Here is a 13274-nt window from a genome sequence, read left to right as displayed (position 1 = left end):
AACCTTCCATGCCTGTCGACGCGCTAACCTATCCGACGAGCCAGCAGCATGGCCAACACCGGTGCCAAAGCGAAACTGGCAAACAACCACACGGCAGCCGACTGCGTGCCCGCGATGCCGTCCTGCCCGCCGAGCCCTGCCGCATTCGCAACCAATCCTGCGACAGCCGCGCCCATGGCCATGCCGTACAGTTGAACCGTGGTGATTGCGGCAGACGCCATGCCGCCTTCACCGGGTGGCGCCAGGGTCAAAACGCGGGTCAGCAGATGAGGCCAGCAAATGCCGACCCCCGCACCCAAACCGGCCAGCGCCAGACCGCAGAAAAGTGTGCGTATACCTGCAGGCAGGTCGTCGACCGCCGGCATCAGTATTGCCAGCACCAGTAAGCTGGCGGCACAAAGCATTGGACCGGCGCGCAATAGACGCGTTGCAGTAACACCGCCGTGGCCTGACGAAAACAGCGACGCCATGCTCCAGCCAGCCGCCATCGCCGCAGTCAGATAGCCTGCCGCCAGCGGTGTCAGACCCTGCAGTTTCTGCAGGAAATAGGGCACGAAGATTTCCGTCGTGGTACCGATCAACAGCAGGGCCACGCTCGCATAGACAGCGCCCAGCGGCGTGCCGATAGCGGTCGCGCCGACAGGCAGCAAGCGCACCGTGGCACGCCGATCACACACGACGGCACTCATACCCAAGGCCAGACCAGCGACGACACCAAGGCACTGCCAAATCAGGGCTGCCGACAAGCTGCCCGCAGCGATGGCCAGCACGGAGGTTGCCAGCAGCCCGATCTGCATGAAAGGAATACGAGGCGTGCTATCCACGGAGGATTCCCGCTCATCCATCGGGCGCAATTGCCCGATCACCAGCATTCCTTGCAACAGCGCCACCGGCAACAGCGTCCAGAACGCCCAGCGCCAATGTCCCGACTCGGCGAACAGCCCGCCCAATGCCGGTCCGCATAGCGTGGCCACCCCCCACATACCAGAGACCAGTGCCACAGCCCGTGGCCATAGCCGCGGCTCGAACACGACCCGAATCAACGCATAACTGAGCGCCGCCAGGGTGCCGCCACCAAGACCCTGCACGCTGCGACCTGCCAGCATCCAGGGCATTGAAGTGGCGAGTGCGCAACCGGCCGACCCCACGGCGAACACCGCCAGCGCCGCAACACAGGCTCCCCGTTGACCCAGCACCGCCAGCAGCCAGACAGACAGCGCCGCACCGACAATGGAGGCCACCACGAAGAGCGTGGTGTTCCAGGCGTACCAGTCGAGTCCTCCAATGTCCTGCACCACTGATGGCAACACCGTAGTGACAATGTGTACGTTGATCGCATGCAGCGCCACGCCCCCCATCAGTGCCAGCGCCAGCACACCATTTCTGCCTCGCAGCAAGTCACCCCAAGCGGTGACAGTCAGTGAATCTGTGTGCATTCTCATTCCCTCGACAAGTGGACAACCAACGCCTAATATCCAAGCATTGGCTTGGATATTAGGTGGCTACATTGAATTACACAAGTGAAAGCTTTGATATGTCGGATTCACTGCCAACGTCGGATCGCATCCTGTTCTTCATCAAAACCAAGGGCTCCGTTTCAAACGCAGCCATTGCCAAAGCCCTGGACATGACTGCCGAGGCGGCGCGTCAGCAGGTGCAAAAGCTGGTAGCAGCGGGCTTGATCGAAGGTCGACTGGAAGCAGCATCCGGCGTCGGTCGCCCCCACCAGAACTGGGTGCTCACCGAGGCCGGTAACGGCCGCTTCCCTGATACGCATGCCCAATTGACCGTGCAGTTGATTGGTTCGGTGCGCCAGATTTTTGGGGACGAAGGTCTGGATCGCTTGATTGCGCAACGCGAAGTGGAAGCGCGAGCGAGCTATCAACAGGTCTGTACTGGCGACTCCTTGCAGGAGCGACTGGAGCAGTTAGCGATGATTCGCACACAGGAAGGGTATATGGCGCGCGTCGAGCGCGACGGCAAGGATTGGTTGCTGATTGAAGACCACTGCCCGATTTGTGCAGCCGCCCGCACATGCCAAGGCTTCTGCCGTTCCGAGTTGCAGCTGTTTCAGGAAATCGCCGGACAGGGCGCGACGGTTATCCGGGAAGAGCATCTACTCAGCGCCGCACGACGCTGCGTCTACCGCATTGCCTGCATTCGAATGACCACGACGTGACGCTTTCTATGATCAATCGATACTTAATCATAAGTCTGCTGCTAACGCTGAGCGCAAGCGCACAAGGGTCGATGCGTTGTGGTAGCGGCATCGTTTCCGGAGGAGAGACCACCTCAGAGGTCATCGAAAAGTGCGGCAAACCGTCGGAGTCCAGCGTGATCAACCCCGTCATCGGCGAGAACGGATATCCAAAGCAAGGATCTGTGACCGTTGAACATTGGGTCTATGGACCTGCCAACGGTGGTTACCGATACCTTAAATTCATAGATGGCAAACTGGTAGGGATTGAGTTCAAGCGGAAATAATTGCGTATCGCTATAATCGATGCGCTTCGGTCCAATGGATCAGAGCCTGTATCCAATCCCGGCGACCCACGCAGATTACGCCGCGTCCGCCGAGCCCCCATGCTCAAGGAGATGTCCATGAAGCGCGTAGTAATGACTGGATTGTTCCTTACCACTGCACTATTGGTGGCCCCGGTGTTTGCCGGGAACGAAAGCAGCCTGTGCCAGATAAACCTGCAAAAAGTCAGAGACGCTCTGGTGAGCAATCCCCAATTGAACGAGCAACTGAAGGGCGATGTCGAGACCACCATCCATAGAGCCGAAGCAGCCCTCGCCAGGAACAACGATGAAGGCGCGCGAGAATGCATTTCTCTAACGACCCAGGCACTGCAAAAAGCCCAGAGCCATTAAGGCGACAGGTAAGTCGCGGCGAGCCTCATCAACTCCGCTCCAGGCGGCAGGTGATGGGGCTCGACACGGCAACTGGCCGCTTGTTGTTGCTCCCCTTGCTTAAACTTTGAACTGCCCCACCAACCCTTGCAGTTGAGCACCCAGACTACTCAGCTCGCGGGCTGTCTGCGCGCCTTCTACAGCGTCGATTGCGACACTGTCCACGGCGACAGCTATCTGGTGAACGCTACGATTGATCTCCTCAGCGACTGCGGTCTGCTCTTCCGCAGCACTGGCAATTTGGGCATTCATCGAGTTAATCGTTGTGATCAACTGGGCCATGGCGTCCAGCGACGTACCGGCAAGATTGGAGTGCTCCTGAGTGTCCTCTCCCATCTGACTGGCATGCTGCATGGCCGCAACAGCTTTGCTGGTGGCCGTTTGCAAACGATCAATCATTACCTGGATTTCACCCGTGCTGTGCTGGGTCCTGCTTGCCAAGGCGCGTACTTCATCAGCAACCACCGCGAAGCCACGTCCCGCTTCACCCGCTCGCGCCGCTTCGATCGCCGCGTTGAGCGCCAACAAATTGGTCTGCTCGGCAATCGAACGGATCACGTCCAGAACGCTCACGATGCTCTGCACATCCTGACGTAATGTTTCCATGGTATCGCTGGAGCCTCGAACCTCGGTCACCAACTGATGGATTTGGGCGATACTTTTATCCACGACTTGCTTGGCCGTCTGCCCTTCCTTGTCAGTCTCGCTCGCTGCGTCGGCAGCTTGCTGAGCGCTGTGAGCAACTTCATGGGCGGCAGCGGACATTTCATTGATGGCTGTGGCGACCTGGTCAGTTTCATGGCGCTGAGCACTGATCGCCTGCTCGGAACGATGCGCCTGATTGGTCACGGCCGTGACGAGCGTGGAGAGTTTGCCGGTAGTGCCCGCGACCTGTTGTACCAACACATGAATCTTTGCAACGAACAGGTTAAAGGAGTTGGCCAGTTCCCCCAGCTCATCCTGGCTTGTCACCAGCAAGCGCTGAGTCAAATCGCCCTCGCCAGAAGCCATATCGTCCAGATTGCGTTTAATCCGTAACAGTGGCTTGAGCAAGGTGCTGCTCATCATGACGGCCAGCACCGCCATGAAGACAAGTAGACCCACCGCAGAGCCGATCATCACCATCAAGAGGTTGTGAACGCTGGTATCAAATTTACTGCGCGCGGCTTTTACTTGCACCTCTACATCATCAAGATTGACGGACGTGCCGATGACCATGTCCCACTTGGGGAGGGACAGGGAGTACCCCACTTTCGGCACTAACACATTGCTATCACCCAAGAGAAAACTGTAGCTGACATAGTGACTATTGTCTCGCCCCGCACTCACCAACTCGCGAATTGCATACACGCCATTGGGATCTTTGAACTCATAGAAACTTTGACCAATTTTATCATTGGTGTTGCCTTGAAAAATACGCACAGCATGACTGTCATATCCCCAGAAATAACCACTTTTACCGTAGTTTAAACGCTTCAGTAGGGTGACTGCCTCGTCACGCGCCGTTATGTCGTTATTATCCGACCGGTCATAAATAGGTGCGATGGCATTCATCGCCAACTCTACATATTGCTTTATTTCGACGCGATGATCTTCAATCAGACGCTCGCGGGTCTGGGTTTCTTGTTGATCCGCCAGCGTCTGCAACGCCTGGACGACGATCGCGCAAACGATAAAAGCCAGCGCACAAATGGGCACCAGCGTTAGCAGCAACAGCTTACTTCTCAACCGCAAATTAGTGAGTATGGAAGACCCCTTCTAGTTATTAATAATGGCGCACGTAATCGAATCTGTTAACGCAAATGCCTAGGGCTCCTGTGGCTCCATATGACTGTTATTAATCGCCAGAATAGCGGGCCAGTTTTTATAAAAGTGCTCGGCCACTGTCGGATCAAAGTGCTTGCCGGCATTGTCTCCGATGTACGCGGCCGCGTCCTCCACCGGCCAGGCTTTCTTATAGGGACGTGCTGAAGCCAAGGCATCGAAGACATCGGCCACCGCAACGATACGCCCTGCTTCAGGAATGGCTTCACCCGCCAGCCCGTTGGGGTAGCCACTACCGTCCCATTTTTCGTGATGGCTTAACGCGATAACACGTGCCAGGCACAGTAACTCTGAATCTCCATGTTCCAGAATTTCCGCACCAATCGCCGCGTGGGTTTTCATCACCTCCCATTCTTCGGGTTCAAACTTGCCGGCCTTGAGCAGAATCGAATCCGGAATACCAATCTTGCCGACATCGTGCATCGGGCTGGCGTGCAGCAATAGCTCACACTCGCTGTCAGACCATCCCATGCTCTTGGCCAGCAGTGCCGAATACAGACTCATTCGGACAATGTGCAGTCCCGTTTCGTTGTCGCGGTATTCCGCGGCACGACCAAGACAATGCACAACCTGTATCCGTGCCTGGTACAGAGCATCCGTACGGTGCTGCACCATGCGTTCCAACGTTGCTTTCTGCCCGTGCACTAATCGATGAGCCAAATGAGCATCCAGCAAATTACGCACACGCATCAGTAGCTCGACACGCATAAAGGGCTTGATGACAAAATCCCGCGCCCCCGCCGCAAGCGCTTTCAGCAGATAGTCCTGGCCGCACTGAGCGGTCAACATGATGATGGGCGGCAACAAGGGATCATCAAGCGCTTTAAGCTGCTCCATCACCTGATAACCGTCCAGGTGGGGCATATTGATGTCGAGCAAAATCAGATCGGGCTGTAACGCCTTATAGCGGTCAAGAACTAGGCGCGAATCCTGTATCAAGACCGGGTTGGAATACCCCTCACTGACTAGCATTTTGTGCAGCAGTTTGAGGTTGGTCGTCTCATCGTCAATGACAAAAATGCAGGAATGGTTCGTGGGCTGTACGCTCATGTCTGAGCCTCCTTACTGTCAGCCAAACAGCCTTCTACCGTGCTCATGAGCAGGCCGAAGTCGATGGGTTTGGTGAGACATTTGGCGAAGCCGGCGGAAAGGGCTTTTTCGATGTCATGGGGCATGGCATTAGCCGTCAACGCGATAATGGGCGTTTTCTCAAAGCGCCCTTCCAGTACGTTGAATACTTTATAGCCGTCCATGTTCTGCATGTTCAGGTCTAAAAGTATCGCATCAGGCCGATAGGCTAACGCCAACTCAAGACCTGACTGTGGTGTGGCTGCGGTCACCAAGTGTATATGACTGTGCCTTGCAAACGCGCCCGCCATCAACTTTATATTGACTGGGTTATCATCAAGGTACAGCACACACTCTTGGCGCGAGGGCTCATTGCCAACGGGCATTGTATTGCCGACGTTGTTATTCGAATCGGGCCTCTCTTCTGTGGATTGAGTAGGCAGCTCAACCCAGAAGGTCGTACCAACCCCCTCCTCGCTGACAACACCGACCGTCCCACGCATCAACGCTATCAAACGACGAGAAATAGTGAGCCCGATACCGGTACCTTCAATATCACTGTGTTCTGCGCCCAGTCGATTGAAGGGTTGAAAAAGTTCGTGGATACGGTCAGATGGAATGCCAATTCCCGTGTCCGTCAGCGTGACTCTAAGTGTGTCATCGTCAACAGACTGTACACCGACGCTAATATCACCGCCCTCACGGTTATACTTAACGGCGTTTGAAAGCAGGTTCAAAAGGACCTGTTTCAACCGAACTCGATCCGCACACACGACGCTCCCCGCGGGTACATTGAAATGCAAGGTAATGTGCTTTGCTTCCGCCAGAATTTGGATAAAACTCCAACACTCCTTGAACAGGCTGCCCAGCTCTATTGTCTCGAGTGAGAGGCTGACATGCCCCGATTCAATGCTGGCTAAATCAAGCACTTCATTGATGAGTTCCAGTAGGTGTTTACCGCCTTTTAGAATCTCCTGGACACTGTCTTTCTGATCAGCGTTCAGGTCACTGTCGCATTCGAGCATTTGCGCAAAACCGAGGACGGCGTTCATTGGCGTGCGCAGCTCGTGGCTCATGCTCGAGAGAAAATCAGATTTAGCCTGGTTCGCTTGATCCGCCGCTTTCCTGGCGTCGGCGAGTTCACTGCGACGGGCCAGTTCTTCACTAAAGTCGGTGAAGATGTTAAATAAATTCTGCAGTTCCCCTCGCTCGCCTCTGACGAAACCAATGCTGCTGGCGGAGATATAGACACTGCCATCCTTGCGGCGAATGGGAATATACCCCACCCAGTCTTTACCCTCAGCCGCTGAACTTAACAGCTCAGTGATGTAGGTCCCTGCAGTCTTCTCGGGCAGAAAAAAAGTAAACGGTTGCCCGATACACTCTTTGTCTGAATAGCCTAATTCTTGAGCATGCCGCTTATTCTGGTAAATAATCAGCCCTTGACCGTCGGTGATACTGACGCATTGACCACTGGCGTCAAACACATTGCGAAACAGGGCCAAGCGTTGCTCGGCAATTTTGCGCGCCGTAATGTCCTGCACTTGATAGACGAAATGGACGTACTGCCCGTCGTCGTTATGCACTACCGAAATATTGAGCAACACCCAAACAACCCGGCCACCCTTGGCGTAGTAACGCTTTTCGTGCTGCCAGTTTGACATTTCGCTACTGAGAAACTGGCTTAAAAAAGCTTGATCGACCGCGATATCATCCGGGTGGGTCAAGGTTTTGAAATCGGTGGCGAGTAGTTCATCCTCGCTAAAACCGAGCATTGAGCACAAGGCGCTGTTGACCAACAACCAAGCGCCTGACAATGAGATCAAGGCCATGCCGATACCAGAAGCTTCGAACGCCCCGCGAAAGCGAACTTCACTTTCTGCTAACGCAATTTCGGCCATCTTGCGCACGTGAACATCTTGCACAACACCCAGCATGTGAAGAGCGCCATCGGTCTCGTCACTGACAACAGCCCCTTTTTCTTGCAGCCAATGCACCGTGTTGTCTGGCCACACGACTCGAAACTCAACTTCATAGGATGAGCGGTTTTCAATGCTGGCGTTAATGATGCGGGTCAGGTTTTGACGATCATCAATATGCACCGCGATGAGAAAGTCACCGTAGTCCCTCTTTAGTATCCCTGCCGGATAGCCAAAAAGTTGTAAGGTTCGGTCCGAACAGGAGACATCACCGTTCGCCAGGTTCATGTCCCAGGTACCGATATGGGTGACTTCCTGACTTAAGCGAAGCCTTTCGTGGCTTAAGCGCAGCGCGTTTTCACTGCATTTCAATGCGGTAATGTCCGTGCGAACGGACATGTATTGAACGGGTTTTCCGGCAGCATCTAAAAAAGGGATGATCGTTGCCTCAACCCAATAGGCATCACCATTTTTGGCTCTATTGCACAGTTCGCCGCGCCATGTTTTACCGGCACTGATGGTTCCCCACAACGCTTGATAATAGGTTGAGTCGTGAACAGTTGACTTAATCAGCCGGTGATTTTTTCCCAGCAACTCCTTCCGGCTGTAACCACTGATCTGACAGAAGCGATCATTCACATGCACAATATTGCCAGCGCCATCCGCGACGCTAATGATGGCATGTTGATCGATCGCGGAACGCAACGCTTTAAGACGGACACGCGCTCGAAGTGCATCCTCGCGTACGCGAACAAAAGCACTTTTTACAGAACGATAACCCAACGCTTGCGAGGTGAGGGTCGCCACCAATAACGCTAAGCCGACAGGCTCGGTCAGAAAACAAACGCCGCTCGACACCTTGGCCTGCGGCATCGCCTCAACGTCAGCGCTTCTCGTTAAAAAGATGATGGGCAATAAAGCGTTGTCAGGTCGTTGCCGTGCAATGACCAAGAGTTCCCCGGCTGATAGGGAGGGCAAATGAGCGCTCGCCACCAAAACGTCCGGTTTGAAATGATTAACGGCGTCTAACGCCGCCAGCGGGTCGGAGGTGGAGAAAACATTAACACCGACATCTCTTAAGGCTTCTGACTTGGAGGTCAAGCTTGACTGATCGCAGTCAAGCAAAATGACGCGCAATGGCTGTGCGTTGCATCGAGCCTGAGCGGCTTCGATGAGAGAAACGACACCATCGACATCCAGCGGGCACTGGAAAAAAAGACTGACCCCGAGTCGCAGCCATTCAATTTGATCCGGGACGCTATCCGCTGCGTCGGATAACACAATCCACTCGGCTGCATCGCGTGCGCGTTCACTTAACTCCCCTCGCTCGGTTAATGAGCGTGTACTGAGCCACGACTGCTCTGTCAGCAGCACCTCTTGGCGGCCCGATGGAGCGGGGAGTAATTTGAGACTGCGACACTCACTAACCTCGAATCCTTTTAAATCGAGGCGCGTTACAAGCAACGACATCTCCGTAGAGAATTCACCGAGCGTTATTATTATCAATGACTGGGTACCAACATCAATTCGTCGAACCACACCAGGAGGGGCTAGACGGATTAGCCAATACATTCCCCCTGTACAATGTCAGGTCATTAGAAGGGCTATTCGCTATTGTGTCCATCGCTAAACGTGCCACCGCCTTCACTCATATGGGCAGTCACCGGTCTCGTTGCGTAAAATCGAGTTAAAATAAGATCTACGCAACCCATTGAAAAATATCAACTTAATTAAAAATATCCTTGAAGAATGCGTGTAGCATTGACACCTTTCTGGGGGCACACCTTTCGTCTATAGTACTTTGATCTAATCAAATTAAGCCTTGACGCCTCCTCTAACCGATAGCTGCCTATCAAGAGCATTTATCAATGTAACGTTGCCCGAATAAAGTCATACCGTTTCCTCCGGTTCCGCACTTGGCCGCCTTGATAATCGACCCTGTGATACGGCAACTTTGCCAGCAAGCTATGCCTATTGCCATGAAGTATGTCATGTGCAATCCAATGCCTAAGTGCACATACCTGGCACCTACAAAAACAGGCGCCGAAGCACCTGTTTTTTTACAGTTTAAACCCGCCTGTCAACTTTCCAGCGCGCGCACCCGCTCCATTCGCCCCTGCTCTTGGGTCGTGTCGGAGGATTGCACGGTGAAGTCGAAGTCGATTTCGGCAAAGCGGCCTTCGACACCATGGGCTCGCGCGGCAGCCGGGTCTTCACTGAAGCGAATGTCGGCGATCAGCTCGTCACGTGTGGCGTAGGCGAAGTCGTCGTGCAGGTACTGCTCACCTGACAGGTTGATCTGGGTCGTCAGGTGGCGATGACCGGGGGCCGAGATGAAGAAGTGGATATGCGCCGGACGCTGCCCGTGGCGCCCCAATTGGTCGAGCAGCTTTTGCGTTGGACCGTCCGGTGGGCAGCCGTAACCCGACGGCACGATGCTGCGAAAACGATAGTTGCCTTGGGCATCGGTCTCGATACGGCGACGCAGGTTGAATTCCGATTGCGTGCCGTCGAAGTACGAGTACGTACCCCCGGTATTGGCATGCCAGACATCGACAATGGTGTTAGCGACTGGCTTGCCGTCCAGATCCTTGACCTGGCCTTTCATGAACAACACGGTACCGGCATCAGTGCCATCGTCCAGTCGCGCTTCGACTTTGCTCAGGGGAGCACCAGCCACATACAACGGACCTTCGATGGTGCGCGGCGTGCCACCTGACTTGCCGGCCTCTTCGTCTTGGGCGTCCATCACCAAGTCGAGGTAGTGCTCCAGGCCAAGACCTGCAACCAACAAGCCTGCTTCCTGGCGAGCACCGAGTTCATTCAGGTAGTTGACCGCTTTCCAGAATTCTTCCGGGGTCACACTCAGCTCTTCGATGATGTTTACCGTGTCTTTCAGGATGCGATGCACCAGCGTCTTGACCCTCGGATTACCCGCGTCATTGAGCTGACCACTGGCTTCCTTGAGGAACTGCTGGACGCCTTCGGTTTGAGCAATTTTTACAGTCATTATCAGAGCCTCAAATTTTGTATTTATTAGGAAGCACGCAAGCACGGGAGTCGGCTATCGGTCGTCTTCGCGAATGGATGAAGGGTGACGGCACAAGGCATTCACTTCGATGGCCATGTACGGATACAACGGCAATTGCATCAGCAGGTCGTGCAGCTCCTGAACGCTGTCGACGTCGAACACGCTGTAGTTGGCGTACAACCCGGCGATGCGCCAGATGTGTCGCCACTTGCCGGATTCCTGCAGACGCTGGGAGAGCGCTTTTTCTTCAGCCTTGAGCCGGACGACCTTTTCCGGGTCCTCGTCGAGGGGGATATTCACGGTCATTTTTACGTGGAACAACATGTTGATGGCCTCCTCAGGCAAGGCTGATAGCAGTGGACGTCTTGTCACGGCGGAAGAACGCCAAGCGCTCTTCATCCAGGCTCAAACCCAGGCCAGGCGTGCGTGGAACGTGCAGTTGGAAATCGCGATACACCAGCGGTTGGGTCAAAATATCTTCGGTCAGTAACAGTGGCCCGAACAGCTCGGTGTCCCAGGTCAGTTTGGCAAGGGTCAGGAACGCGTGAGCAGAAGCCAGCGTGCCGATGCCGCCCTCGAGCATGGTACCGCCATACAGACCGATACCTGCCGCTTCGGCGATTGCAGCTGTACGCAACACCGCACGTGGGCCGCCGTTCTTGGCGATTTTCAGGGCGAACACCGAGGCTGCGCCTTCGCGAGCCAGGTTGAAGGCATCTTCAACACATTCGATGGATTCATCGGCCATGATCGGTGCCGGGCTGCGCGCATTCAGGCGGGCCATGCCCGCACGGTTATTGCGCGAAATAGGTTGTTCGATCAGGTCGATGCCATTGTCGGCCAATACCTGACAAGCACGGATTGCCACGGCTTCATCCCACGCCTGATTGACGTCGACCCGCACACTGGCGCGGTCGCCCAAGGCGTGTTTAATCGCGATAACGTGGGCCAGATCCTTGTGTACGTCTCCGGCACCGATTTTCAATTTGAAGATCCGGTGGCGACGGATATCGAGCATTTCTTCGGCTTCGGCGATGTCACGCACAGTGTCGCCACTGGCCAGGGTCCAGGCCACTTGCAACGCATCGCGGACCCGGCCACCGAGCAGTTCGCTGACGGGCATCCCCAAACGCTTGCCTTGCGCATCGAGCAGTGCACTTTCGATCCCGGATTTGGCGAAAGTGTTGCCCTTGGCGGCGCGATCAAGGCGCAGCATGGCTGCGTTGATATTGCCCGCATCCAGGCCCACCAGCAGGGGTGCCAAGTGGGTGTCGATGTTGGTTTTAATGCTTTCCGGACTTTCGTTGCCGTAGCTCAGGCCACCTATAGTGGTGGACTCGCCGACGCCTTCAACACCGTCGGAACAGCGCACCCGAATCACCACCAGTGTCTGATTCTGCATCGTGTGCATGGCCAGCTTGTGCGGGCGGATGGTCGGCAGGTCGACGATAATCGTCTCCAGCGACGTGATCACGGTAACGGTCATTTCAATACCCATCAGGTTCTTTTGTTTTCGAACTTGATATTGAGCCGACCTTTTTACTCTTTCCAATATAGAATTAGTCTCGTTCGATACTTTAAAGGTATGCAGAAGCCCCTCACGCGGCGCTGCCCAAGGAGTCCCTATGGAGCTTCGTCATCTGCGTTACTTTCAGGTGCTCGCCGAGACCCTGAACTTCACCCGTGCTGCGGAGCGGTTGCACATCGCCCAGCCACCGTTGAGCCGGCAAATCCAACAGCTCGAAGATGAACTCGGAGTTGTATTGCTGGAGCGCGGTCGCCCGTTGCGCCTGACCGAGGCCGGGCGTTATTTCTACGAACACTCTCATACCCTGCTCAATCAACTTGGCACCGTTTGCGACAACACTCGACGCATTGGCGCTGGCCAGAAGACCTGGATGGGCATCGGCTTCGCCCCTTCGACCCTGTATGGCGTGTTGCCAGAGTTAATTCGTCGACTGCGCAGCGACGGGCAGCTTGATCTGGAACTGGGGCTGTCGGAAATGACCACGCTGCAGCAAGTGCAGGCCTTGAAAGCCGGACGCATCGACATCGGTTTTGGTCGGATTCGCATCGACGATCTAGCGATCCATCAACGCATCCTCACCGAAGACCGGCTTGTCGCCGCCCTCCCCGCCGGCCATCCGCTGCTCGCGGGGCCCGCTACACTCGCGCAACTGGCACGCGAGCCTTTTGTGCTGTATCCCGGCAACCCGCGACCCAGCTATGCCGACCACATCCTGGCGCTATTCGCCGCTCATGGCCTGAGCATCAACGTCGCGCAATGGACCAACGAAATGCAGACGGCGATTGGTTTGGTAGGCGCAGGCATCGGCATCACCCTGGTGCCCGCGTCAGTGCAATTGCTGCACCGGGTGGACATTGGCTACACCACGTTGCTCGAATCAAACGCCACCTCACCCATCATCCTCAGCCGCCGCGTTGGTGATGTGACGCCCAGCCTGACTCATTGTTTGAGTTTGATTGATGAGTTGTTGGTGGAGTGAGTCTGCTGATGC

Annotated in this window: 11 protein-coding genes; 4 read left to right on the top strand and 7 right to left on the bottom strand. The window is 55.3% G+C overall.

Annotation, left to right across the window (positions count from 1 at the left end; translation table 11 throughout):
* Window positions 1-23 precede the first annotated feature (23 nt).
* Window positions 24-1436, bottom strand: a complete 1413-nt coding sequence (locus RGU44_RS23385; RefSeq protein ID WP_322278238.1) for an MFS transporter — start codon at window positions 1434-1436, stop codon at window positions 24-26.
* A gap of 98 nt (window positions 1437-1534) precedes the next feature.
* On the opposite strand from RGU44_RS23385, the gene RGU44_RS23380 reads away from it, so the two are divergent.
* The 3 genes from RGU44_RS23380 (at window position 1535) to RGU44_RS23370 (ending at window position 2874) form a co-directional block, all read left to right on the top strand.
* Window positions 1535-2179, top strand: coding sequence for a metalloregulator ArsR/SmtB family transcription factor (locus RGU44_RS23380; protein WP_322278236.1), 645 nt, complete (start codon window positions 1535-1537; stop codon window positions 2177-2179).
* A gap of 8 nt (window positions 2180-2187) precedes the next feature.
* Window positions 2188-2484, top strand: a complete 297-nt coding sequence (locus RGU44_RS23375; protein WP_322278234.1) for a DUF2845 domain-containing protein — start codon at window positions 2188-2190, stop codon at window positions 2482-2484.
* A 117-nt stretch (window positions 2485-2601) separates the two neighbouring features.
* Window positions 2602-2874 carry a hypothetical protein gene (locus RGU44_RS23370; RefSeq protein WP_322278231.1) on the top strand — a complete coding sequence of 91 codons (273 nt, stop codon included), beginning with the start codon at window positions 2602-2604 and terminating at the stop codon, window positions 2872-2874.
* Between the two features lie 99 nt (window positions 2875-2973).
* Here the strand turns inward: RGU44_RS23370 and RGU44_RS23365 are convergent, their stop codons facing one another.
* The 6 genes from RGU44_RS23365 to RGU44_RS23340 form a co-directional block, all read right to left on the bottom strand.
* Window positions 2974-4659 carry a methyl-accepting chemotaxis protein gene (locus tag RGU44_RS23365; RefSeq protein WP_322278496.1) on the bottom strand — a complete coding sequence of 562 codons (1686 nt, stop codon included), beginning with the start codon at window positions 4657-4659 and terminating at the stop codon, window positions 2974-2976.
* A 60-nt stretch (window positions 4660-4719) separates the two neighbouring features.
* The gene (locus RGU44_RS23360) at window positions 4720-5787 is read right to left on the bottom strand and encodes an HD-GYP domain-containing protein (RefSeq protein WP_322278229.1); all 1068 of its coding nucleotides are present in this window, start codon (window positions 5785-5787) and stop codon (window positions 4720-4722) included.
* Entirely contained in the window at window positions 5784-9188 is a 3405-nt protein-coding gene (locus tag RGU44_RS23355; protein WP_322278226.1) for a PAS domain S-box protein, read from the bottom strand. The genes RGU44_RS23360 and RGU44_RS23355 overlap by 4 nt, the downstream gene beginning before the upstream one ends.
* 616 nt (window positions 9189-9804) lie before the next feature.
* On the bottom strand, window positions 9805-10734 hold the full coding sequence (gene catA / locus RGU44_RS23350; protein WP_322278224.1) for a catechol 1,2-dioxygenase: 930 nt from the start codon (window positions 10732-10734) through the stop codon (window positions 9805-9807).
* A gap of 54 nt (window positions 10735-10788) precedes the next feature.
* Window positions 10789-11079: a muconolactone Delta-isomerase gene (gene catC / locus RGU44_RS23345; RefSeq protein ID WP_322177734.1), complete on the bottom strand. Its 291-nt coding sequence runs from the start codon at window positions 11077-11079 to the stop codon at window positions 10789-10791.
* A 13-nt stretch (window positions 11080-11092) separates the two neighbouring features.
* Entirely contained in the window at window positions 11093-12241 is a 1149-nt protein-coding gene (locus tag RGU44_RS23340; RefSeq protein WP_322278222.1) for a muconate cycloisomerase family protein, read from the bottom strand.
* A gap of 139 nt (window positions 12242-12380) precedes the next feature.
* Between RGU44_RS23340 and RGU44_RS23335 the strand changes: the two genes are divergently transcribed.
* Window positions 12381-13262 carry a LysR family transcriptional regulator gene (locus tag RGU44_RS23335; protein WP_322278219.1) on the top strand — a complete coding sequence of 294 codons (882 nt, stop codon included), beginning with the start codon at window positions 12381-12383 and terminating at the stop codon, window positions 13260-13262.
* Window positions 13263-13274 lie beyond the last annotated feature (12 nt).

It is taken from the genome of Pseudomonas sp. 5C2, assembly GCF_034314155.1.
In the GTDB taxonomy this organism is placed as follows: Bacteria; Pseudomonadota; Gammaproteobacteria; order Pseudomonadales; family Pseudomonadaceae; genus Aquipseudomonas.
The sequence above is the reverse complement of the archived record's forward strand: the minus strand, read 5'-3'. Positions and strand labels throughout refer to the sequence as shown.